At 44.6% G+C, this 23,205-nt stretch carries 19 protein-coding genes and 1 tRNA gene; 14 read left to right on the forward strand and 6 right to left on the reverse strand.

Annotation, left to right across the window (positions count from 1 at the left end; genetic code table 11):
- The first annotated feature begins 1 nt into the window (after window position 1).
- Together R8O10_RS12050 and R8O10_RS12055 are read left to right on the forward strand one after the other, a co-directional pair.
- Window positions 2-1,810 (forward strand): DUF3413 domain-containing protein, encoded by a 1,809-nt coding sequence (locus R8O10_RS12050; RefSeq protein ID WP_005380721.1) that lies wholly within the window; start codon window positions 2-4, stop codon window positions 1,808-1,810.
- 154 nt (window positions 1,811-1,964) lie between these two features.
- A tRNA-Ser gene (locus R8O10_RS12055) sits at window positions 1,965-2,055 on the forward strand.
- Between the two features lie 194 nt (window positions 2,056-2,249).
- On the opposite strand, the gene R8O10_RS12060 is transcribed toward R8O10_RS12055, so the two are convergent.
- Entirely contained in the window at window positions 2,250-3,173 is a 924-nt protein-coding gene (locus tag R8O10_RS12060) for a histone deacetylase (protein WP_238970013.1), read from the reverse strand.
- 271 nt (window positions 3,174-3,444) lie between these two features.
- Here R8O10_RS12060 and R8O10_RS12065 point away from each other — a divergent pair, with 271 nt between their 5' ends.
- Together R8O10_RS12065 and R8O10_RS12070 are read left to right on the forward strand one after the other, a co-directional pair.
- Entirely contained in the window at window positions 3,445-4,134 is a 690-nt protein-coding gene (locus tag R8O10_RS12065; protein WP_258489230.1) for an SDR family oxidoreductase, read from the forward strand.
- A gap of 183 nt (window positions 4,135-4,317) precedes the next feature.
- Entirely contained in the window at window positions 4,318-4,524 is a 207-nt protein-coding gene (locus R8O10_RS12070; protein ID WP_005380717.1) for a hypothetical protein, read from the forward strand.
- A 44-nt stretch (window positions 4,525-4,568) separates the two neighbouring features.
- Here R8O10_RS12070 and R8O10_RS12075 read toward each other — a convergent pair whose 3' ends face one another.
- Window positions 4,569-6,536 carry a DNA topoisomerase III gene (locus tag R8O10_RS12075; protein ID WP_137282282.1) on the reverse strand — a complete coding sequence of 656 codons (1,968 nt, stop codon included), beginning with the start codon at window positions 6,534-6,536 and terminating at the stop codon, window positions 4,569-4,571.
- Window positions 6,537-6,639: 103 nt separating this feature from the next.
- Window positions 6,640-7,188, reverse strand: coding sequence for an NAD(P)H nitroreductase (locus tag R8O10_RS12080; RefSeq protein WP_005380711.1), 549 nt, complete (start codon window positions 7,186-7,188; stop codon window positions 6,640-6,642).
- A gap of 173 nt (window positions 7,189-7,361) precedes the next feature.
- On the opposite strand from R8O10_RS12080, the gene R8O10_RS12085 reads away from it, so the two are divergent.
- A complete protein-coding gene (locus R8O10_RS12085; RefSeq protein WP_025767195.1) occupies window positions 7,362-8,678 on the forward strand; it encodes an MFS transporter in 1,317 nt (438 codons plus the stop codon).
- Window positions 8,679-8,737: 59 nt separating this feature from the next.
- On the opposite strand, the gene R8O10_RS12090 is transcribed toward R8O10_RS12085, so the two are convergent.
- Complete coding sequence (locus R8O10_RS12090) at window positions 8,738-10,750, reverse strand: NADPH-dependent 2,4-dienoyl-CoA reductase (protein ID WP_171342834.1); 2,013 nt, start codon at window positions 10,748-10,750, stop codon at window positions 8,738-8,740.
- Between the two features lie 224 nt (window positions 10,751-10,974).
- Between R8O10_RS12090 and sppA the strand changes: the two genes are divergently transcribed.
- Together sppA and ansA are read left to right on the forward strand one after the other, a co-directional pair.
- Window positions 10,975-12,825, forward strand: a complete 1,851-nt coding sequence (gene sppA / locus R8O10_RS12095) for a signal peptide peptidase SppA (RefSeq protein ID WP_064368684.1) — start codon at window positions 10,975-10,977, stop codon at window positions 12,823-12,825.
- Between the two features lie 164 nt (window positions 12,826-12,989).
- Window positions 12,990-14,003 carry an asparaginase gene (ansA, locus tag R8O10_RS12100; RefSeq protein ID WP_017635822.1) on the forward strand — a complete coding sequence of 338 codons (1,014 nt, stop codon included), beginning with the start codon at window positions 12,990-12,992 and terminating at the stop codon, window positions 14,001-14,003.
- A 95-nt stretch (window positions 14,004-14,098) separates the two neighbouring features.
- Here ansA and R8O10_RS12105 read toward each other — a convergent pair whose 3' ends face one another.
- Window positions 14,099-14,383 (reverse strand): YeaC family protein, encoded by a 285-nt coding sequence (locus R8O10_RS12105; protein ID WP_005380700.1) that lies wholly within the window; start codon window positions 14,381-14,383, stop codon window positions 14,099-14,101.
- Window positions 14,384-14,484: 101 nt separating this feature from the next.
- Between R8O10_RS12105 and R8O10_RS12110 the strand changes: the two genes are divergently transcribed.
- Entirely contained in the window at window positions 14,485-15,306 is an 822-nt protein-coding gene (locus tag R8O10_RS12110; RefSeq protein ID WP_017821139.1) for a DUF2989 domain-containing protein, read from the forward strand.
- A 117-nt stretch (window positions 15,307-15,423) separates the two neighbouring features.
- On the opposite strand, the gene msrB is transcribed toward R8O10_RS12110, so the two are convergent.
- On the reverse strand, window positions 15,424-15,831 hold the full coding sequence (gene msrB, locus R8O10_RS12115) for a peptide-methionine (R)-S-oxide reductase MsrB (protein WP_005380698.1): 408 nt from the start codon (window positions 15,829-15,831) through the stop codon (window positions 15,424-15,426).
- 337 nt (window positions 15,832-16,168) lie between these two features.
- Here msrB and gap point away from each other — a divergent pair, with 337 nt between their 5' ends.
- The 6 genes from gap (at window position 16,169) to R8O10_RS12145 (ending at window position 23,019) form a co-directional block, all read left to right on the forward strand.
- Entirely contained in the window at window positions 16,169-17,164 is a 996-nt protein-coding gene (gene gap, locus R8O10_RS12120) for a type I glyceraldehyde-3-phosphate dehydrogenase (protein WP_005380697.1), read from the forward strand.
- A gap of 156 nt (window positions 17,165-17,320) precedes the next feature.
- Entirely contained in the window at window positions 17,321-18,205 is an 885-nt protein-coding gene (locus R8O10_RS12125; protein WP_064368686.1) for a D-hexose-6-phosphate mutarotase, read from the forward strand.
- A gap of 197 nt (window positions 18,206-18,402) precedes the next feature.
- Window positions 18,403-20,439 carry a methyl-accepting chemotaxis protein gene (locus R8O10_RS12130; RefSeq protein ID WP_318191436.1) on the forward strand — a complete coding sequence of 679 codons (2,037 nt, stop codon included), beginning with the start codon at window positions 18,403-18,405 and terminating at the stop codon, window positions 20,437-20,439.
- 96 nt (window positions 20,440-20,535) lie between these two features.
- Window positions 20,536-21,363: a 23S rRNA (guanine(745)-N(1))-methyltransferase gene (gene rlmA / locus R8O10_RS12135; RefSeq protein ID WP_005380691.1), complete on the forward strand. Its 828-nt coding sequence runs from the start codon at window positions 20,536-20,538 to the stop codon at window positions 21,361-21,363.
- A 97-nt stretch (window positions 21,364-21,460) separates the two neighbouring features.
- A complete protein-coding gene (locus tag R8O10_RS12140; protein WP_115386216.1) occupies window positions 21,461-22,408 on the forward strand; it encodes a ChaN family lipoprotein in 948 nt (315 codons plus the stop codon).
- A 251-nt stretch (window positions 22,409-22,659) separates the two neighbouring features.
- Window positions 22,660-23,019: a hypothetical protein gene (locus R8O10_RS12145; protein WP_005380688.1), complete on the forward strand. Its 360-nt coding sequence runs from the start codon at window positions 22,660-22,662 to the stop codon at window positions 23,017-23,019.
- Window positions 23,020-23,205: the final 186 nt, after the last annotated feature.

Raw genomic sequence — 23,205 nt, forward strand, 5'->3', positions numbered from 1 at the left:
CATGGTAGACAGCGGAAACTCATACGGCGAACGTGTATCTCGACTAGTTGGTTGGGGTCACTGGTTTGCATTCTTCAATATCGTTGCATCGATGTTGATAGGCACACGCTACATTGTTCAGTCTCCTTGGCCCGAGACGTTACTTGGTCAGTTTTATCTGGCGGTTTCTTGGGTTGGTCACTTTGGCTTTCTAGTTTTCGCACTTTACTTGCTTGTTCTATTCCCGTTGACGTTTATCCTGCCATCGCGGAAATTGTTCCGTTTGGTGGCAGTGATTTTCGCAACCGTTGGGCAAACCATATTATTAATTGATACCCAAGCGTATCAGTCGATCAATTTGCACTTAACTCCCGTCGTCTGGGAGTTACTATTCAGCGAAGACAAAAGTGCACTCAGCACTGACCTACAACATTTATTTGTTGTGATGCCGCTGATCTTCCTTATTCAACTCGCACTATCCGAATGGGTATGGCGAAAACAGCGCAAACTATCTCATAAGCACGTAGGACGCCCTCTCGCGGCCGTCTTTTTCCTCAGCTTTATGACCAGCCATTTGGTTTACATTTGGGCAGATGCGTATTTTTACAACCCAATTACTAGCCAGCGTTCAAACTTCCCGTTGTCTTACCCGATGACAGCGAAGAGTTTTATGGAAAAACATGGTCTACTTGACCGTGAGGAATACCTAAAACGTTTAGCAGAAAACGAAGGCAACGTAGAGTTAGTCAACTACCCTCTTGAAAAGCTTGAGTTTAACCGCCGAGTTAATAAGCTCAATGTGTTGATGATCAGCATAAACAATTTACGAGCGGATGCGCTGAACCAAGAAGAGATGCCTAACCTCTATGAGTTTGCTGAAAACAATCAGAACTTCCGTAATCATTACAGCTCAAGTAATGATACATACGGGGCCTTTGGTTTGTTCTATGGCTTACCGACCAGTTATGCATCAAGCATCAAGGCGCAAGGTGCTTCCCCAGTATTGCTCGATGTACTGAAAGATCAGGGCTACAACTTTGGTTTATTCAGTGGCAGTGGGTTTGAAGATGATCTCTACTCAGAAATTATTTTCCGCGACTTGAACTTAGCGGAAGACCTAGATGGCACGCAAGCTCATACCGATAAACAATCTATCGCAAACTGGAATACATGGTTAGCAGAGAAAGCAAGTCAGCCATGGTTTAGTTACATCGAAGTCACCACCGTTGATAATTTTGAATCGATTCCTTCAAATAATGACGAAGAAATGCCCGCAAGTGAGCGATTCAAGAAAGCTTATGAATATGCAGTGAAGTCGGCGGATAGAACTATCGCCGGTATTATTGATGAACTAGAAACGACGGGACAACTGACAAACACCATCGTAATCATCACTTCTAATCACGGTAGTGAATTTAACGAAACCAATACGAACAGCTGGGGAGCAAACAGCAACTACAGCCGTTATCAATTACAAGTTCCGATGGTGATCCATTGGCCTGGAATGCTAGCTGGCGAATTTAATCACAGCACAAGTCACTTGGACCTCTCAGTTACACTGTTGCAAGATATGCTCGGCGTATCTTCCAACCCATATGATTACAGTAGTGGTCGCAACCTATTCGATGAAAGTCGTCGTCGCTGGATCTTGGCGGGCGATACTCGCGAGCTTGCCTTAATTACTAGCTCACAAACCACAGTGATCGATAAGTTTGGCAACTACAAGCTGTATGACAAAAACTACAAACGACTTCGAGATGATGCACCGAAGTTGCCAGTTTTGATGCAAGGTTTAACTGAGTTACAGCGTTTTTATTCTAAAAACGATTAATACCTAGCAATCCATATACTATTCAAACTCCCCTTTTTGGGGAGTTTTTGTTTATTTAAACAACACAAACCACAAATTTGCGCAGTAAACATCCAATCAGTTCAACTAGGGGTTTACAACATTTTCAAAGCCTTATATTATGCGCCTCAACAACGGAGAGATGGCTGAGTGGTTGAAAGCACCGGTCTTGAAAACCGGCATACGTTAATAGCGTATCTAGGGTTCAAATCCCTATCTCTCCGCCACTTTTAGAAAAAGCCCGCTAAGAAATTAGCGGGCTTTTTCGCATCTCCAGACTTAAAAAGATTTGTACAAATCACTTATCACTTCTTGAACGCAACTAAGCACTCCGCCACACTCAGAAAGAACCCACAAAAAATTAATGCCCTTTTCGTTCGTTCCAGTGTTGAATCAATTTGATATTTACGTCTAGTTGTATCTACTCATCAATAAAGACTTCTTTAGCGGCATTGATAAGCTGCAAATGAATTGGGACGAGGTCAGCATGATTCGTTCGATATCCACCTCCAACGACAGCTGCGACAGGGATACCTCGAGATTTCACTGTTTGCATTAAAAATCTATCACGTTCTAAAATCCCTTGCGTCGACACATCAAAATATCCAAGCTCATCGTCTTGATGTATATCGACACCAGCATCGTAGATAACCAAATCAGGGCGATGAAGATTAAGTGCCATATCGACCACTTCTTTAAACGCCATTAAAAAATCCTCATCACCTGTTCCTCGCACCAAAGGCACATCGAGGTCAGACTGAGGCTTCCTCGCTGGGAAGTTTTTATCACAGTGGAAAGAAAGCGTGATGATATCTGGCTCATCGTCACATAAAGTTGCTGTTCCATCCCCATGGTGAACATCACTATCAATGATCAATACTTTATCGACATGCTCGACTTCGAGCGCTTGCCTGGCCGCGATCACTAAGTCATTAAATAAACAAAAACCACTGCCAAACTCTTTGTGTGCGTGGTGATACCCACCACTCAAATGAATGGCCACACCGTACTCAAGTGCCTTTTTTGCGGTCAGAGCCGTGCCCGCTGCTGAAGTTAGCGTTCTGGTAATGAGAGACTCACTCCAAGGAAAACCTATTCGGCGCATCTTCGCAGCTGGCATGTTTCCACTAACAAGTAACTCGACGTATTCCTCGTCATGAACACGTTTTACTTCCCCAACAGTTAATGCTTCGGGCTGGAAAAACTGCGCGTGCTCTTTCCAGTTATCTTTCTCTATATGCACCAATACCGATTCATAGAGGTACTGGTATTTCATAATTGGGTAACGATGCCCCTCTGGCAACTCAAGTTGAGAATAAATCGGGTGGTAGATAAGTGGCAGCATGAGAAATTCTTAATAACAATGGTAACGAAATAGTATCAACTTCAAGGGTTGAATAAAATGCAATTTAATTGATAATGATTTTCAATATCAATTAAATTTAATATACATATGAATTCTACTTTCTTTGCTATTCTCGGCGCACTGTTTGGCTCTCTTTGTGCTCTGTCCCTATTTTCATCTCTCGTTGTTGGTGCGTGGTGGTTGGTTGATTTTATTGTGCTTAGCTAACACAATGACTTTCAACTGAAATCAAAAAAACATAGGTGTTTGTATGAGTCAAACCGTCTTTATTACCGGAGCAAATCGCGGCATTGGCCTTAGCTTAACTGAGCTGTACCTGAAGCAAGGCCACCAAGTACATGCTACTAGCCGTTCCTTAGAGAACAGTTCAGAACTACAAACTCTAGCCTCACAATTCAGCAATCTGGTTTTGCACGAACTGGATGTCACTCACTACGAACAAGTCGCTAAGCTTGCCGATAAACTCCCTGCCATCGACTTACTCATCAATAATGCAGGATATTACGGCCCCAAGGGATATGGCTTTGGAAACACTGACGTAGAAGCATGGCGTAAAGTCTTCGAAGTAAACACCATTGCTCCGTTAAAACTGGTTGAGTACTGTTACCCTCGCTTACAACAAGGCAAGATGAAAAAGATTGCTTGTATCTCATCAAAAGTCGGCAGTATGACCGAAAATACGTCCGGCGGCGGCTATGTTTATCGCTCATCGAAAGCGGCGCTTAACTCGGTTGTGAAAAGCTTGAGTAATGATTTAACACCTGAAGGATTTACCGTTTTAGCGCTTCACCCTGGTTGGGTAAAAACGGCGATGGGTGGGCCAAATGCATTGATAGATACGCAAACCTCCGCACAGAGCCTCGCGAACGTGATAGAACTGAGCACACCGCAGCTTTCAGGTCGATTTATTAACTACGATGGTACTGAGTTACCTTGGTAGCAGCATTAAGACACAACCATCACTAAACCAAATACCATCAAAGCCAGGCTTCATAATCGTGACTTGGTTGGCAAACATAATGTTCATCAGTGATCCACCAGCATAATTCGCGCAATCTAACTTGAATTTATCTACATCCAATCCAGACTTAGGAAAAAGTAGAACAAATAAGGAGAAAGCACGATGGCAGCAGATAGGGATTTGGTTAATTTTAGCGAAGAGCACGAACTAAATTACTGCTTGAGAAGTGCTGGTAAACGCCAAACTCAAGCGAATCGAGATACATTAGTTGACTTGGGCAACCAGGTGAAAGAGGTACTGGACAAACGCGTGTTAACTCAAGGTGAAGTAAGAGGTGCGATCCAAAACCACGGTGATCTGTTCGAGTAATCTATTTTCAAGCATGCGCGGAGTTTAATTACGCCGCGCTTGTCCTATGCCTGCTTACCTTTGGTTGCACGAGATTTAGTCGCGCCACCATTCTTTGAATAACTGCGCTTTTTACGTTTAAACGCAGGACGTTCCACCTTGGGTAGATGACGTAATGAATCAGGGATAGGGCCTGCTTTTACTTGTGCCATCAAGCTATCAATGCGTTGTTCCAGTGCTTGCATGAACGGCTGATATGCTTGATTTCTCTCTGCCATACCTTGTAACTGGTGCTCCCAATGAGCCGTCATATCAGGGTATGTTGAATCTTCTGGCAAGGCATGAATGAGACCTCTTCCCGCAGGAGAACTGAGAATTGACTTACCTTGACGCGTAAGCAGTTGGCGTTTGAACAGCGTGTCCAAAATACCAGCGCGAGTCGCTTCCGTGCCTAGCCCATCAGTGTCACGAAGGATTTTTTTCAGTTCTTTATCCGCAACGTAACGGGCGATCCCGGTCATCGCTTGCAACAACGATGCCTCGGTAAAATGCTTTGGTGGCTCGGTTTTTCGGTCTTTTATTTCCCCTTCACGACAAGTTAACACGGTGCCTTCGGGTAGCGGTGGCACGGCATCAATACCTTCATCTTCCTTGTCAGTTTTGCCCATTAGCGCTTTCCAACCCGGCGAAACTAACTGACGACCTTTCGCGACAAACGTACCACCAGCGATATCGAAAACCAATTTCGCTTCTGCGTAAACCGCCGCCGGATAGAACTGCATGAGGTACTGGCGCGCAATCAATTGATACACCTTCATCTCATTGCCGGAAAGCGCATTCACATTAGCTTGCTTCGGTGTAGGGATAATCGCATGGTGCGCATCCACTTTTTTATCGTTCCAGGCTTTGGACTTTAATGTTAAGTCTGCTCCCTGAACCGCACCTTGCAACTCTTTTGCGTTGTTCGCAATAGCAGTTGTCACCGTCCCTGCTTGTGAGTAGTGTTCCATCGGTAAATAGCGACAATCTGAACGCGGGTAAGTGATCAGCTTGTGCTTTTCATACAATGCCTGACAAGTATCTAGTACTTGTTGCGCACTCATACCATAGCGCTTCGCTGCATCGATCTGTAAAGCAGATAATGAATAAGGTAATGGTGCTGATTGCTTGGTTTGCTTTTGTTCCGACTCCGTCACTTTCGCGGGTTGATTTGCAATACGGTTTGCAACGTTTTCCACTAACTTACGGTTTAACACTCGCCCTTCTTCATCCTGCCAAGGCTTGCATGCCTCACTTGGCTTCCAACGAGCACGAATATCAAAAGTACCATTGGCATCTTGATATGGGATCAGAGCATGTAGGGTAAAATAGTCCTTCGGGACAAAGTTTTCGATTTCCTCATCACGACGCACCACTAAGCCAAGAACTGGCGTTTGCACTCGCCCTACCGAGAGAACACCTTGATACCCTGCTTTTTGACCAAGCAAGGTATAAGCACGAGACATGTTCATGCCATACAACCAATCAGCCCGAGAGCGAGCCAATGCAGAAACTGAAAGTGGGATAAACTCGCGATTACTGCGCATAGAACTGAGTGCGCGTTTCACCGCAGGTAAGTTCAAGTCGGAAATCAGCAAACGCTGTGTGGATTCCTTCTTGGTTTTAGATAACTTGCAATAGTCCAGAACTTCATCAACTAACAGCTGACCCTCTCGATCTGGGTCTCCTGCATGAATGACTTCTTTAGCTTCTTTGAGCAATTTACGAATCACTGTTAATTGCTTACTTGCACTTTTCCTCGGTCTGAGCTGCCATTGCTGCGGAACAATTGGTAAATCTGCCATATTCCACTTTTTGTAACGCTCATCGTAAGCGTCGGGTTCGACCTGTTCGAGTAAGTGGCCGATACACCAAGTAACGATATCCCCGTTCCCACAGCGGATGAATCCTTGATCTTTCTTTTGAGGGTTTGGCAGTGCAGCGGCAATCGCACGGCCTAAACTTGGTTTTTCAGCAATAAACAGACGAGACATAACGTTTTGGAAATAAATATAATTAGGGCCACATTATCGAATGTAGCCCTAATAAATCAAGAAAAACTGTATAAATAAACAGTCAGTATATTCGAGTTTTCAGTTATAGAAACTCAACAAACTGAGAAAGATCACGCTCAGGAACTTTCATCGGTGTACAACCAGGCGTGCCTAAGTACAAGAAACCAACAATCTCATCGTCACCTTCTAAACCAAATGCTTGATGAACTTCTGGATGGAACATCCACTTACCTGAGCGCCAAAACCCTTGAAAGCCTTGCGCTACGGCTGCCATTTGCATCGCTTGTACAGCACATCCCGCAGATAAGTGTTGCTCTAGTGCTGGTACTTTCTCATGTTCTGTTACTTTAGCAATAACAGTGATCACCATTGGTGCGCGAAATGGGGCATTCTTTACCTTTTCTACCACCGCTTCATCACTATTTTCAGCTTCTGCCGCTTTTACCAAGATATCTGACAGTTTTTTCAAACCATCGCCCTGTGCGATAACGAAACGCCAAGGGGTTAATCCCGCATGGTCAGGCGCACGAAGGCCTGCACGAATGATGTTCTCAAGTGCTTTACCTTCTGGTGCAGGCGCGGATAACTTCGCGATAGATCGGCGATTGAGCAAAAGATCGAGAGCGTCCATGAAAGAATCCTTATTGAATATCGTTGTTATTTTGTTTACGCCACTTTAGCACAATCTGCTCCTGCGAATAACAACCGGTTTTCTGGGGGCTTGATAACGTGCTTCACTTAACATCAAACTGGGTTTAATGTTAATTTATTCGCGAAATGAATAAGTTGAACATAGGCAGGTTGATGAACAAGGACAAACAAAACAGCATTTACGAAAAGATCGTTAATGACGAAGATGCCCGTGCCTGTAAGGCGATTCCTGAATCAGCTTGTCATCAAGTTCCCGGCAACTTTCTTAAAATCATTCTCGCTCAGTTTTTAACGAAGGTCGGCGATGCGTTAATCAACCCTAAAGTCACGTTGCCGTGGATACTACAAAGTCTCGGGGCTCCGGTTTACTTAATTGGTTGGCTGGTTCCTATTCGTGAGTCAGGATCCCTTATCCCACAACTTAGCATCGCGCACTACATCCGACGCATTCCAGTAAGAAAATGGGTCTGGGTAATTGGCAGCATCTTGCAGGCTCTTTCCATATTTGCAATCGGATTGGTCGCATTAACTCTAACAGGAGCAGCTGCGGGTTATGGTGTGATTGCATGTCTTGTGATCTTCAGCCTCTCACGTGGTTTAAATTCCGTCGCATCAAAAGATGTATTGGGCAAAACCATCCCTAAAAACCAACGAGGTCAAGTCAACGGCTGGTCTTCAAGCGCTGCTGGCCTGGTTACGCTGCTTTTCGCTAGCCTTCTGGCACTAGCCTGGTTATGGGACGTAGAGCCGACAGAGCGCTTTTACGGTCTGAGTTTAGGCTTAGCGGGCGTCATATGGCTCATCGCGGCATTCGTCTATGCGCGAATTAATGAGTATGCCGGTGAGGTAGACGGTGGTCGAAATGGCGTCCTCGAAGCATTTAAACAACTCGCGTTACTTAAGACAGACGTGACCTTTCGTCGATTCGTTATCACGCGGACACTATTTTTATGTTCTGCGCTGAGTGCACCGTACTACGTTGTGCTGGCACAGCAATCTCTGGGTGGACAGCTCTGGGTGCTAGCTCTCTTTATGTTTGCGAGTGGCTTAGCCTCCTTTGTGTCAGGTCCTTTCTGGGGAAGAATGTCCGATCGCTCTAGCCGCAGTGTGATGGTCATAGGCGCAATGATGAGCGCGCTACTTGGTGTTGTGTTATTTGTTTACGATACATGGGTCACCGCTAGCCAAAGCTTCCTATTCGTGATTCCTCTGCTTTACTTTTGTGTTTGTATTGCCCACGACGGAATACGAGTCGGACGAAAAACCTATTTAGTTGATATCGCAGAAGGTGACAAACGGACGAGCTATGTAGCCGTGAGTAACACAGTGGTTGGGATAATGCTGCTTCTAATGAGCTCTCTTGGTGTTATGTCGAACTTCTTGAGCCTTTCAGCTGTGGTGTTAGTGTTCTCTTTTATTACTTTTGCTGGCGTGGTAATGGCCAAACAACTGCCAGATATCAGTGACTAGTTCTATACAAAAAAGCTGCGCTCAAAGCGCAGCTTTTATGGTAAACACACATTAAAAGGCTAGAGTTTTACCGCCAATTTAACACCTTGACGAATCGCACGCACAGCATCAAGTTCACCCGCATGGTCAGCTCCGCCAATGATATGAATCTTCTCTCCAAGTTCAGACCATTTATCTTCAAACGGACGTACAGACTCTTGCCCAGCACAAATGATAACTTTGTCTGCATTAAGTACCTGCGCGCTTCCGTCTACATGAATGTGCAAACCTTGATCATCAATTTTATCGTAAGACACACCACCGACTAAATGTACGCCCCGTTTTTCAAGGGTACGTTTATGGATCCAACCTGTCGTTTTACCCGGACCTTTACCTACACGACCTTTACGACGCTGAAGTACCCAGACTTCTTTATCGCTGACCGCATCAGGGTAAGGGTATAAACCACCCGGCTGAGACATCTCCTTGTCGATTCCCCATTCATGCAACCAGTCATCCAACGTTTGTCCAACTGGCTCTGTGAGCATGGTCGCGACATCTACGCCAATGCCACCAGCACCAACGATAGCCACTTTCTCACCGACTGGCGTTTTGTCTCGAATGAGAGTTTGATAGTCGACGACTTTCTCTGGGTTATCAATTCCATCAATATTGACTTTACGTGGCTCAACACCCGATGCCATCACTATCTCATCGTATTCTGTGAGTAAGTCATAGTTCGCTTCCGTCGATAAGTGCAGATTCACGCCTGTTTCATCAATACGGTTAGCGAAATATCGTATCGTCTCTCGAAACTCTTCCTTACCAGGGATCTGCATCGCAAGACGGAACTGACCACCGATGCGGTCGTTCTTTTCGAACAGATCAACCTTATGGCCACGTTCAGCCAGTGTGGTCGCACAAGCCAAGCCCGCAGGTCCAGCACCAACAACTGCAATGTTTTTCTTTTTAAAGGCTGGTTCAACAACAATTTCGGTTTCATAGCACGCTAGAGGGTTCACTAAGCAACTGGCGCGCTTACCTTTAAACACGTTATCTAGACACGCCTGATTACAACCAATACACGTATTAATAAACTGCGCTTTTTCCTGTTCGGCTTTAGCAACAAAGTAAGGATCGGCCAAGAATGGGCGCGCCATCGAAACCATGTCGGCATGACCTGAAGATAAAATACGTTCTGCTTCATCTGGCGTATTTATACGGTTGCAAGTGATAATAGGAACCGAAACGTGAGGTTTAACTTTTTCCGTAACCCATGTAAACGCACCGCGTGGTACTTGAGTCGCAATTGTCGGAATTCGAGCCTCATGCCAACCGATACCCGTATTAATAATCGTGACGCCAGCCTCTTCAAGTGCTTTCGCCAATTCGATAACGTCTTCAAAAGTGCTGCCCTGCTCGACAAGATCCAGCATAGAAAGACGGAAGATGATGATGAACTTGTCACCCACCGCCTTGCGTACCGCTTTAACAATTTCTAGCGGAAAACGCATACGTTTTTTATAGCTGCCACCCCATTCGTCGTAACGCATATTAGTACGTTTACATAAGAATTGGTTTATCAAGTAACCTTCCGAGCCCATTAACTCGACGCCATCATAACCAGCAAGCTGTGCTAACTCCGCACTATTAGCAAACGCGTCGATGGTTTTCTTTATCTGGCGGTCGCTCATTTCACTCGGAGCAAACTTTGCAATCGGCGCTTTAATGCCAGATGCACTTTGCGAGAATGGATGCATTGCATAACGCCCAGCATGGAGAATTTGCAACGCAATTTTACCACCGTGCTTGTGCACCGCTTCTGTCACAACTTTATGGGCTTTAGCATGTTTTGGCTTGCTGAATTCAGCACTCAACGGGTGTAAACGACCGCGTAAGTTAGGAGAAAAACCTCCGGTTACAATCAGTCCGACACCGCCTTTCGCGCGTTCTTCATAAAAAGCAGCGAGCTTCTGTAATCCTTCTTTGTGCTCTTCTAAGCCCGTGTGCATTGATCCCATCAGAACTCGGTTTCGTAATTGTGTGAAACCGAGATCCAGTGGCTTTAATAGGTTTGGGTACATGGCAGACATCACTTAACATCCATTGTTATTATCATGGTCTGACCAGATTAAGCCTGCTCAACCAAAAAATCAAACAAGCGTTTACATTTTTGTAACACCGATCAATCTCGTGTGAAAATATGCCAATTGTTGAGTGGTCGTGATAAGCTAAAAAAATGTTATCTTTTGAGATCTTAGAGATAAGAACCCATACTTTGTTAGACTCGGCGTAACTATCTCGTTATGGAGACAAGATGAAAAAACTCTTCAAATTTATTGGTTTGATATTTAAAGGGATATGGAAAAGTATCACTTTCATCAGACTCGCACTGGCAAACCTAATTTTCTTGCTGATGATTGCCGTTTTCTACTTTGCCTTTACTTATACCGGAGACGGTCAACCTGTCGTCGAAAAAGAATCTGCATTGGTGATGAACCTTTCAGGCCCAATTGTCGAACAAAGACGTTATGTAAACCCAATGGACTCTTTTGCTGGTTCCCTTTTGGGTAATGAGTTACCGAAAGAAAACGTCCTTTTCGATATCGTTGATACTATTCGCTACGCGAAAGACGATCCTAAAGTGTCTGGATTAGTGCTAGCACTACGAGACATGCCAGAAACAAATCTCACGAAACTACGTTACATCGCGAAAGCGTTGAACGAATTTAAAGCGTCAGGCAAACCCGTTTACGCCGTAGGTGATTTCTACAACCAAAGCCAATATTACTTGGCAAGTTACTCTGACAAAGTTTATCTGGCACCTGATGGTGGTGTATTGATTAAAGGTTACAGCGCTTACTCAATGTACTACAAAACGTTACTTGAAAAGCTTGACGTTTCTACTCATGTTTTTCGCGTAGGTACTTATAAATCCGCTATCGAACCTTTTATTCGTGATGACATGTCCGATGCGGCGAAAGAGTCAGCAACACGTTGGGTTACTCAATTGTGGAGTGCTTTTGTTGATGACGTAACAACAAACCGAAACATTGATGCGAAAGTGCTTAATCCAACCATGGATGAGCTGATTAACGAGATGAAGTCTGTAAATGGCGATATTGCTCAGCTCGCAGTCAAATTGGGGCTAGTGGATGAACTTGCTACACGCCAAGACATTCGCACTCTATTTGCAAAACAGTTTGGTAGCGACGGCAAAGACAGCTACAACGCGATTGGTTACTACGACTACCTTGCAACGATTCGTCCTGATTACACACTACCTCAACACGACATCGCCGTTGTTCTAGCCAGTGGCGCGATTATGGACGGTCAACAACCTCGCGGAACTGTTGGTGGTGACACGGTCGCAAGTTTGCTGCGTCAAGCACGCAATGATGAAAAAGTGAAAGCGGTCGTGTTACGAGTAGATAGTCCAGGAGGCAGTGCCTTTGCTTCTGAAGTGATTCGTAACGAAGTAGAAGCTCTGAAGCAAGCAGGTAAGCCGGTTGTTGTATCCATGTCGAGTTTGGCCGCTTCTGGTGGTTATTGGATTTCAATGAGCGCAGACAAAATCGTTGCTCAGCCAACAACCTTGACGGGCTCCATTGGTATATTTAGTGTCATCACCACGTTTGAAAAAGGCTTTAGCAAGTTAGGTATTAATACTGATGGCGTTGGCACATCGCCGTTCTCAGGTGACGGTATTACCACTGGCCTTTCTGAGGGCGCGTCTCAAGTGTTCCAATTAGGTATCGAGCACGGTTACAAGCGCTTTATTTCTCTAGTTGGCGAGAATCGCGATATGTCTCTAGAGGAAGTTGACAAAGTTGCTCAAGGTCGAGTTTGGACTGGCCAAGATGCACTATCCTTTGGTCTTGTCGATCAAATGGGTGACTTTGATGATGCTGTAGAGCTAGCGGCGAAACTAGCGAACGTAACCGATTACGGCATTTACTGGGTAGAAGAGCCTCTTTCACCTACTGAACTATTTCTACAAGAGTTTATGAAACAGGTGAAAGTCTCTCTAGGTATTGATGCAACAAGCTTGCTACCAAAAAGTCTTCAACCCGTAGCTCAACAATTCGAACAAGACGCAAGCTTGCTCCAAAGCTTCAACGATCCTAAAGGTCAATACGCATTTTGTTTGAACTGCCAAGTGCAGTAGTTTTTCCATCAATATTACAAAGGGCACTTCTACTTGAAGTGCCCTTTTTATTAGGCTTTGCATCTCCTCAGATGACTTTCTGATGCTGTGCGTATAGCCTCGCATCTCAAGGTTATTTAGGTATATAATCCCCGCCTCTGTTCCCCTACACGAAAGAAAAAACGATGACTAGAAAACACATCTACATCGCTTACACCGGTGGTACCATCGGAATGCAAAAATCCGACCACGGCTATGTGCCTGTTGCTGGCTTTATGGAAAAGCAATTAGCAAGCATGCCCGAATTCCATCGTCCTGAAATGCCGGATTACACCATCCACGAATACGACCCTCTGATTGACTCATCAGATATGACACCTGCTGACTGGCAGCAGATTGCGAATGATATTCGTGACAACTATGACAAATACGATGGTTTCGTTATCCTACATGGTACTGACACCATGGCGTACACAGCGTCCGCATTGTCTTTCATGCTTGAAAACCTTGGTAAGCCAGTGATTGTAACGGGTTCACAAATCCCTCTCGCAGAGCTGCGTTCTGACGGCCAAGCAAACCTATTAAACGCGCTACATATTGCGGCAAACTACCCGATCAACGAAGTAACTTTGTTCTTCAATAATCAATTGATGCGTGGTAACCGCAGTACAAAATCTCATGCAGACGGTTTTAATGCCTTTACTTCACCAAACCTTCCTCCACTATTGGAAGCTGGGATCAATATTCAAGTTAGCAACAGCGTAACCGTTGGTGCACAACCAGAAGGTGAGTTTAAGGTTCACAACATCACGCCACAACCAATCGGTGTGATCACCATGTACCCTGGTATTTCACACGAAGTTATCCGCAACACGCTTCGTCAGCCCGTGAATGCGATGATTCTTCTGACTTTTGGTGTCGGTAATGCTCCTCAGAACCCTGAGCTGCTTGGTCACCTGAAAGAAGCCTCTGAGCGCGGCGTTATTGTCGTAAACCTAACTCAGTGTTTGGCAGGTAAAGTGAATATGGGCGGATATGCCACAGGTTGTGCGCTCGCAGACTCTGGTGTTATCAGTGGCTTTGACATGACGCCCGAAGCGGCGCTGGCAAAACTACACTACCTTCTAAGCCAAAACCTTTCTTACGAAGAAGTAAAAGAGAGAATGCAACAAGTACTGCGTGGTGAAATGAGCCTGTAAGTTCAAGCTTTCTGCGATCTAAAAAGCCCAATACAATTTGGGCTTTTTTCTTTCAAAATCAAAATAATAAAATTTTGAGAAATAAGGCGTAAGGATTAATCAATGTTCGGATTCACACGAACAATATCGCTCTCTTCTCCGCTGAATTGTTTTTTAAGCTCTTGTTTTGATTTAAAACTGATTTCACCACCGGCTGCAACCGTCATATGCTGCGCATCAGTATTATGTTTTGATTGATACAACATCACAGCTTGCATACACGAATCTCGCTGCTCTTTAGAAAGTGTTGTACCCTCAGGCCATCTTCCCGTTTCTACTGCATAGACTAAGCGATCATAAACTTCTGGAGTCATCGCTTGTAATAGTTGTTCTGCGTCCATAGTGTACCTTCTTATTACATTCTATTTACAGAACATAACGGGTTAAGAAACTGAGTCAAGAATACGAAAATGAATTGGTGTAACGGATCACAAGCAAAGCCATGAAAAGAACAAACTGGTTACTTCTCAGCCTCGCATGTTTTGCGCTATCGGGCTGTTTTGAAGGTAACGTGACAACCGAAGAGTTGTGCCAAAAAACACCAGAGCTGCGTTGCGAGCAGCTCAATATGGATGACGGCCAATGTCGAATTCCAAGAACAAATTTGGTTTGGCATCGGTTTGAGCAATTGAAAAACCCATCAGAGGCCAACCAAATCATCGAATACGGTCTGGTCGCTGAATATAGGAAATGCTTAGAACTCGCCTCCCAGATCACCCCTATTGATCAAAGTGCTCTCAAAAGACAACGCTTTAATGCATTGGTACACAGTATTGATGAGCTAGAGCGCATCGTAAACGAGTTAAAAGGCTCAGAAGACCCGGCTACTTTGTATTTCTTATGGTCTCAAACGGGAGATACTCAAGCTCGGCGCGCATTTTTACAAATGGAAGGGTCTCCCCAATTAAATAATGCTGAGATGCAATATGCATTAGCCACTTTTTATACCAACCGAGATACCAAGAAAACCCTGGAGCTTCTTAATAACGCGTTGTCTTTATCTGATGAAGACAACATCAATCCGGTCATTCTCAAGTCAATGGCAAGTATTCATCAGGGGCTTGGAGACAAAGAGCAAGCGTATCTATGGGCAATGGTCGCGAAGAGATTCGACGTACCGCTTGCTGATGAAAAGCAGCTCCAACGTATGTTCAATTTCAGTCATCCAGAGCGATATAAGCAGTTGGATGAATTAGCCGAATCGGTGGCGAAAGCCATAGAGAAAGGTATCTATTCCCCAGCAATGATACCCAGTGAGATATAAACGAAAAACTCCCGCAATGAGCGGGAGTTTTTATTTAAGTCGAGCGACACTCAGATCACTGTTGAGCATGAATCATCCTGAAAGGATAAAACAATCTCGAGCACAATTTTGTCGTTATTATTCTGATTTGTTGAAAATTAACGACACAGAATTAACACAAAAACGCTCTCCTGTGGTCTGTGGGCCATCTTCAAAAACGTGCCCTAGATGGCTATCACACGTTGCACAACGAATCTCTGTACGTACCATTCCGTGACTTAGATCTTCTAAATAACGCACCGCTTGATCGTTGATAGGCGCATCAAAACTTGGCCATCCGCAGCCAGAGTCATACTTGTTATCAGAGACAAAGAGAGGGGCATTACAACAAGTACAAGCATAAACACCAGTTTCCTTATTATGCAGTAGCTTACCGCTGAAAGGAGGCTCTGTACCTTGCTCTCGGCAAACACGGAACTCTTCATCAGACAGTTGCTCACGCCACTGTTCATCTGACTTCGTCACTTTTTTCCCGCTTTGTTCCACGACTTTCGGCTCCTTATTTACTGTTCTTGGTATTGACTTTTTTAGCAAAAAACTTGCTTCTCTTAACAGTTGTAGCACATACTTTCTCACCAGGACACCATGCGTAATTAATTTGATAAGAGCACTTATCTCACCAGTTATATTACGCCAACTGGGCTACAGAAGAATCAGTTAAAAGTTTAAAAAACGTACATTTGCAAAGAATTGTTAAAAAAAGCGTCGCTTTTTTTTGACTTTAAACAAGTTAAGTCCGATTATCACTTGCAGATGTTTACTGGATTCTGTAATTTTACTACCAGTTATCTTTAATCAGAAATTAAGTTGTGGAGCAACTATAATGACTATCAAAGTAGGTATTAACGGTTTTGGCCGTATCGGTCGTTTCGTATTCCGTGCAGCGCAAGAGCGCAACGACATCGAAGTAGTAGGTATTAACGACCTTATCGATGTAGATTACATGGCATACATGCTTAAGTATGACTCAACTCACGGCCGTTTCAACGGTACTGTTGAAGTTGAAGGCGGTAACCTAATCGTTAACGGTAAAACTGTACGTGTTACTGCAGAGCGCAACCCTGAAGACCTAAAATGGGACGAAATCGGTGTTGACGTTGTAGCTGAAGCAACTGGTCTTTTCCTAACTGACGAGACTGCACGTAAGCACATCACTGCTGGCGCGAAAAAAGTTGTACTAACTGGTCCTTCTAAAGACGCTACTCCAATGTTCGTTAACGGCGTAAACTTCGACACTTACGCTGGTCAAGACATCGTTTCTAACGCTTCTTGTACTACTAACTGTCTAGCGCCTATCGCTAAAGTTCTTAACGACAAGTTCGGTATCGAATCTGGTCTTATGACTACAGTTCACGCAACTACAGCAACTCAAAAAACTGTAGATGGTCCTTCTGCTAAAGACTGGCGCGGTGGTCGTGGTGCTTCTCAAAACATCATCCCATCTTCAACTGGTGCTGCTAAAGCTGTAGGCGTTGTACTTCCAGAAGTAAACGGCAAACTAACTGGTATGGCTTTCCGCGTACCAACTGCTAACGTTTCTGTAGTTGACCTAACTGTTAACCTAGTTAACGGTGCTTCTTACGAAGACATCTGTAAAGCGATGAAAGAAGCTTCTGAAGGCGAACTAAAAGGCGTTCTAGGCTACACTGAAGATGCAGTTGTATCTCAAGACTTCATCGGCGAAGTTTGCACTTCAGTATTCGATGCTAAAGCTGGTATCGCGCTAACTGACAAATTCGTTAAAGTTGTATCTTGGTACGACAACGAAATCGGTTACTCAAACAAAGTTCTAGACCTAATCGCTCACATCTCTAAGTAATTAGAAAATTAGCAATTAGCGAATAACTTCGTTAAAGAAAAGGCGGCTCTAGAGTCGCCTTTTTTGTATCTGGAATTTGAGAGAATGCAGGCTCGATGTTGCATTTAATGTGCGAAGCGCGTCTAAAAGCTCTCCCCCAGCGATAGGAAACTACACATGGATTTAAAAACTCTCCCAGCCCTAACGGTGCTATCTGATAACGTCACTATCGTTGAAGTTGATCAGATAAAAATCGTCCGCGTGATTCATGACAAAGCAACGGCAGGCATCTCGCTACACGGTGGTCATGTCGTGTCGTTCACGCCTGAAGGTCAAGAAGATCTGATCTGGATGAGCGAAAAAGCTGTCTTCGATGGTAAAGCTGCTCTTCGCGGTGGTATTCCGGTTTGTTGGCCTTGGTTTGGGCGTATTGCTGCTCCAGCTCACGGCTTTGCCCGCACCGCAGAATGGGAGTTGGTTGAACATCGTGAGAACCATAACGGTGTGATTGTTGAACTTGCTCTGTTTCCGACAGAAGAAATCCACGATATTTGGCCCCATATGTTTGACGCTCGTTTGGTGATTGAAGTGGGCGATGAGCTAAAAGTGACGCTCAAAGTCATGAACATTGATGACGAGGCTTGGACCTTCTCTGGCGCATTACATACTTACCTAAACGTTGGAGACATTAAGCAAGCACAAACGACAGGCATGGGTGCCGAGTACATTGATAGCTTGAAAGCTGATGCGGTATGCCAAGGTGGTAATGTTCTACAACTAACTGACACGATTGATCGCGTTTACACGCAACCAGAAGCGAAAATTTTGGTAAAAGACCCGGTATTGGATCGTACGCTAAGCGTACACAACCAAGGCCACAACTCAGCAGTATTATGGAACCCTTGGGCAGAAGGTGCGCAAAGCATGGGTGACATGGCTGACGATGGTTATCAAACCATGTTGTGTGTGGAGTCTACTGTTCATGCACCAAGTATTGAGCAAGGTCAAACCCTCCAACCAGGTGAGACACATGAACTTGTCACTGTCATTTCAGCGCAGTAAGAATCACCATATAAAGGCCGGGATACCCGGCTTTTTTTGTAATAAAAGCTCTGCTTAGATGGTCCTATCTTTACTAACTTATTGGTTACTGGTCACTTTTGACGGTTTCATTAATAAATATCAAAAAAATTGATCATATAAACCGATAGCATACCGATACAAAACTCATAAATAATAAAAATATCAGGAATTAGTCTATGTTAGAGAGATACCGAAATCAAAGTGTCGGATTCCAGTTGAAACTGGTGATCACTTTGTGTCTATTCATTGCTTTCAGCAGTATTGCAGCGCTTGTTTACCGCAACGCTTCCGATGTTCTATTGGAAAGCACACTGAAAGAACACCAATCTAAAGTAGAATCAATGGCAAAAACCATTGCTGGCCAATTCGATGCTTACCTGCACACCGCTAAAGTCCTCGAATCTACTTTTCGCAATGGCTACCTTGCCGGTGTCTATGTCGAAAATTACACGGTTGACTTCATGGGACATGAAGTACCAAACATCACTCAATACAGTGAAAGCTTAATTAATGACACCAAGTTGGTCGACAGTTTCACACGTGATACCGGCGCTATAGCAACGCTATTCGCACCATTGGGTGACGACTTTATTCGGGTGTCCACCTCCCTAAAAGATCCACAAGGTCAGCGAGCGGTCGGAACCACGCTAGGCATCAACCATCCTGGTTATCAGCAACTTAAAGCAGGACAACCGTATTACGCTCAAATTAAATTGTATGGCGAGCGCTACATTACCTACTATGCCCCAATCAAAGATGCGACAGGAAAGGTAGCAGGCCTATCGTTTATTGGCTTACCAGTAGACCAAGCGACACAAACCTTATTCGATGCACTCGAAGAGATAAAATGGGGCGACACTGGTTACACCATTATCGTTGATAACGACGAAAACAATCTTGGTAAATACCTACTTCATCCAGCAAAAAGCGGCTCAGATTCGTCAATACTAGAAGTCGCCGACTACAATGGTCACAAGCCTTTTGGCCAGATTTTCGAACAATCTAGTGGATTAATTCGCTACCCTTTCGAGTACCAAGGTAACGTAGACGAAAAGTATCTTGTCTACACAGAGGTTCCAGGTTGGCACTGGAAACTGCTAGGCGGTACGTTTATCAAAGAAGTTACAAAAGGTAGCGACACGCTTCTCACACTCATTGCCATCATTTCTTCGGTAGCGGCAATCATTACTTTTGTTGTACTGACACTTTTCTTGAATCGCAGCTTACAACCTCTCACGACTCTAAACTCATACATGACTCGCTTAGCCGGCGGCGAAGTCAGCTTGAGCATCCCAGCGTCTCGTAAAGCATCAAAGAATGAAATTACGAACCTGAGCTCGGGTGTCGCCAGTATGGCAAGTCAGCTCAATGAACTTGTCGGTAAGATCCGTTCAACAAGCGACTTAGTGGAGAGCAACTCCACCAGCGTTGCCAACGATGCACATAGCAATTTGACCCAAGCCGACCGACAACAACAAGAAGTCGAGCAAGTTGTGACAGCGATTGAAGAAATGGCCTCTTCCGCTCAATCTGTCGCACAACAAGTCGAAAGCATTGCGGAAAACGTACGCTCAGCAAATACCGATAGCCAGTCTGGTCTCGCGATTGTTGAAGGCGTATGTATCGACGTTGCTCAACTTAACGATCAATTGGATCAATCAGCAACGGCTATCGAGCAAGTAAATCGCGATAGCGAGAGTATTCAAACCGTCACTAAAATGATTGATGAAATTGCTGAGCAAACCAATTTACTTGCCTTGAATGCCGCCATTGAAGCAGCACGAGCAGGTGAGCAAGGCCGTGGCTTCGCAGTTGTAGCAGATGAAGTGCGCACACTTGCGCACCGAACCCAAAGCTCAGTTCAGGATGTCGTGGAAATTATCGAGAAACTAAAAGGGTCGACTCATAATGCAGTTAATATGATGACAGACAGCCAACGCAGTGCAAACCAGGTCTTGGACAAAGCACAAGACGCGGGCACAGCATTAGAAGCCATCGCAGTACAAGTGCAGTCGATAGCCTCTCAAGCCGACGCCATTGCAGCGACTTCAGAAGAACAAGCTCAAGTTTCACAAGAAATTGCAGCAAATGCCCATTCTATCAGTGAACTTAACCGAGAAAGCCGCAACACGAGCGCAAAAACCTCGCAAAGTGCCATTGAACTTCAACAACAAGCACGAAACTTGAAAGAGCAAGTCGACTTCTTCCACTAATACTTAATAAGAGCCGACCCAGTCGGCTCTTTTTGTTTCACTTGAGACCATGCTTTTTGATAGAATTTGCCGCCCTACTTTCTGTTCGAGATCGTCATGAACTATCAATGCCCTCTATGCCACCAAGCTCTAGCGTTAAATGAAAAAACGTTTAAGTGCGAAAACAATCATCAGTTTGACTTAGCAAAAGAAGGCTACGTTAACTTGATGCCAGCGCACCACAAACGTTCTAAAGATCCTGGTGACAACAAAGAGATGATGCAAGCTCGTCGTCGATTCCTCGAAGGAGATTACTACAACCCAATGCGCCAAGAAGTGGCGCAGCTGTGTGCAACATACACTGAGGGGAGCACCCATCAATTATTAGATATTGGTTGTGGTGAAGGTTACTACACAGATCAAGTACAAAAGACGATAGAAACACAAGCGAACCATGCCACGATTTATGGCTTAGACATTTCCAAAGTTGCCATTCGTTACGCGGCGAAGCGTTACACGCACTGCAACTTTAGTGTGGCTTCTAGTCACCGACTTCCCTTCGCAAATGAATCCTTAGATGCCATTTTGCGCATTTATGCCCCGTGTAAAGCTGAGGAGCTGCAGCGCGTTGTAAAAAACGACGGCGTTGTTGTCACGGTTACTCCTGCTAGCCGCCACTTATACCAACTGCGTGAGCGCATTTATCAAGAAGTTCGTCTTCACAATGAAGAACCAGAACATATTGAAGGGTTTGAATTAGAGCACCAGCAGCATCTTAACTATGTTATGGACTTGAAAAACGGAGCCGCAATCGATTTATTGCAAATGACGCCATTCGCATGGAAAGCAACCGATGCTCTTCGTGAAGAGTTGAAATCCGCTACACTTTTCCAATGTGAGGCTGATTTTATGTTGCGTGTATATCGCAAAAAAACACTCAATTAATAAGTCAAAAAAACAACAAACGCAAATAGTTATCATTTATATTGATTCATTGCTCAGCCTCCATTAATATCATCCGGACATTTTTGGAGGCTTTTCAATGCGCTTTTCTACTTTGAGCTTGCTCTTTGCAGGCTTACTTACTGGTTGCTCTTCATATACGCACACCGACTCTCACGCAACCTCAGCGGAAGTCACTAGTTTTTACGACTACCAACTATACACCCCTTCTGGCGAGCACATCGCTCTAAGCAAACTGCCAATTGAGCTGCAACAAGCAGATGTCATTCTTATTGGTGAATGGCACACACACGCCGGCGTTCATCGCTTTCAAACCGATATGCTCAAACAACTTACGTCCTACGACCGCTCACTCGCGTTATCTATGGAACAATTTACCCGCGACAAACAACCTGTTGTTGACGCTTACCTACGTGGGGAGATCGGCGAACAGTACTTAATGAAACAAGCCAACGCTTGGCCCAATTATGAAAGCGACTATCGCCCTCTCGTGGAGTTTGCTAAGCAGAAAAATCTCCCGATCATTGCAGCAAATGCACCAAAGAGCATTGTCCGATGCATTGGTCGACAAGGGCTAGATTACATTAACAAGCTCGATGATGATCAGCGGATGTTCATTGCACAAGCCATCAACACTGGTAGTAGTCCGTACAAAGAAAAGTTCATGGCATCCATGCATCACGGTAAGCCAGAGCAGACGGAAAAACAGTTTGCAGCTCAAGTTACTTGGGATGAAACTATGGCGGAATCTATCGTTAGCTACCTAGACGACAACCCAGGCGCTCAGGTTGTCCATGTTGCAGGCAAGTTTCACACCGAGCAAGGGTTGGGTACGGCAGCATCAATCTTAAGCCGCAACCCGAGCTTAAAAGTGGTTGTAATTAGCCCAACAGATAACGTGCTTTCTGATAATACAGACTATCAGTTAGAGGTTCTCGCACCACCAGTACGGTATGTACAAGATGCTCACCGCATGGCGGCATATCAACATCTAACTAAACGCAATAACGATCTTCAATGTAAGTAGCTGGTCTTCAATTTAAGTTACTACCTTGTCGTTGCGTTGCATCATCACACCGCTCCGAGTTCATCGAGTGACAAGGGTCTGCTTCCTGCTGGTCTATTTTTTGCTAATGATCACCAATAGAAACTAGAAGCGGCAAAAGCAGACCTGTTTTTATCCAAATAGCTTCAGAAATAAACTTTGCCGCCGATAAAAATATAACTGCTTTTTGCCCGCACTCAGTGACCGAGTGTCGATGTTCCAAGGAGTATTCGATGAATCCAGTAGGAAGCACTTCTGTTAATAGCTATGCCAAACAATCTGTCGCCTCTAAACAAGCAAGTATTGCACAAGAAGAAACTAGTGCTTCGCCGCTGAAAGTCGAACACAATAAGGTGACGCTTTCGACCGAAGGCAAAGCGCTACTTGCCGCTCTGCAACAAATCGAGCACGACAGCAAGAAAATAGAAGCAGAAGATAAATCTGTTGGTGAAAAGGTCGAATCTTTCACGCATGGTGCGCTTGGCATGGATCACCCCGATAAAATCGAGAAAGAAGAGGATGGCTCATATTCTGCGGGTCAATACCTTTCTGCGGCACTTACCGTTGGTGGCATCATACTGGCATTAGTCTGATAGTCTGATAATCGTCACGACAACAAGTCCTATTTGAACCAAACACTTACTGCAGCCCATAATTTAATAAGCCAAAGAACGATATGATGCAAACGTAAGTGAATTTAAGTGAATTCGACCGCTCTTGTGGCCCGATAATACATGCTCGTTTATTGCTCCCTAAACTAGGTTTCTTGTGAAGGCACT

The organism is Vibrio sp. 1727 (assembly GCF_033344415.1).
GTDB lineage: Bacteria > Pseudomonadota > Gammaproteobacteria > Enterobacterales > Vibrionaceae > Vibrio > Vibrio alginolyticus.

What these genes read in the sequence shown, in the direction of transcription:
- R8O10_RS12050 (WP_005380721.1), top strand. Translation starts at nt 2, where the DNA reads ATGGTAGACAGCGGAAACTCATACGGCGAACGTGTATCTCGACTAGTT.
- R8O10_RS12060 (WP_238970013.1), bottom strand. Translation starts at nt 3,173, where the DNA reads ATGCTGCCACTTATCTACCACCCGATTTATTCTCAACTTGAGTTGCCA.
- R8O10_RS12065 (WP_258489230.1), top strand. Translation starts at nt 3,445, where the DNA reads ATGAGTCAAACCGTCTTTATTACCGGAGCAAATCGCGGCATTGGCCTT.
- R8O10_RS12070 (WP_005380717.1), top strand. Translation starts at nt 4,318, where the DNA reads ATGGCAGCAGATAGGGATTTGGTTAATTTTAGCGAAGAGCACGAACTA.
- R8O10_RS12075 (WP_137282282.1), bottom strand. Translation starts at nt 6,536, where the DNA reads ATGTCTCGTCTGTTTATTGCTGAAAAACCAAGTTTAGGCCGTGCGATT.
- R8O10_RS12080 (WP_005380711.1), bottom strand. Translation starts at nt 7,188, where the DNA reads ATGGACGCTCTCGATCTTTTGCTCAATCGCCGATCTATCGCGAAGTTA.
- R8O10_RS12085 (WP_025767195.1), top strand. Translation starts at nt 7,362, where the DNA reads ATGAACAAGGACAAACAAAACAGCATTTACGAAAAGATCGTTAATGAC.
- R8O10_RS12090 (WP_171342834.1), bottom strand. Translation starts at nt 10,750, where the DNA reads ATGTCTGCCATGTACCCAAACCTATTAAAGCCACTGGATCTCGGTTTC.
- sppA (WP_064368684.1), top strand. Translation starts at nt 10,975, where the DNA reads ATGAAAAAACTCTTCAAATTTATTGGTTTGATATTTAAAGGGATATGG.
- ansA (WP_017635822.1), top strand. Translation starts at nt 12,990, where the DNA reads ATGACTAGAAAACACATCTACATCGCTTACACCGGTGGTACCATCGGA.
- R8O10_RS12105 (WP_005380700.1), bottom strand. Translation starts at nt 14,383, where the DNA reads ATGGACGCAGAACAACTATTACAAGCGATGACTCCAGAAGTTTATGAT.
- R8O10_RS12110 (WP_017821139.1), top strand. Translation starts at nt 14,485, where the DNA reads ATGAAAAGAACAAACTGGTTACTTCTCAGCCTCGCATGTTTTGCGCTA.
- gap (WP_005380697.1), top strand. Translation starts at nt 16,169, where the DNA reads ATGACTATCAAAGTAGGTATTAACGGTTTTGGCCGTATCGGTCGTTTC.
- R8O10_RS12125 (WP_064368686.1), top strand. Translation starts at nt 17,321, where the DNA reads ATGGATTTAAAAACTCTCCCAGCCCTAACGGTGCTATCTGATAACGTC.
- R8O10_RS12130 (WP_318191436.1), top strand. Translation starts at nt 18,403, where the DNA reads ATGTTAGAGAGATACCGAAATCAAAGTGTCGGATTCCAGTTGAAACTG.
- rlmA (WP_005380691.1), top strand. Translation starts at nt 20,536, where the DNA reads ATGAACTATCAATGCCCTCTATGCCACCAAGCTCTAGCGTTAAATGAA.
- R8O10_RS12140 (WP_115386216.1), top strand. Translation starts at nt 21,461, where the DNA reads ATGCGCTTTTCTACTTTGAGCTTGCTCTTTGCAGGCTTACTTACTGGT.
- R8O10_RS12145 (WP_005380688.1), top strand. Translation starts at nt 22,660, where the DNA reads ATGAATCCAGTAGGAAGCACTTCTGTTAATAGCTATGCCAAACAATCT.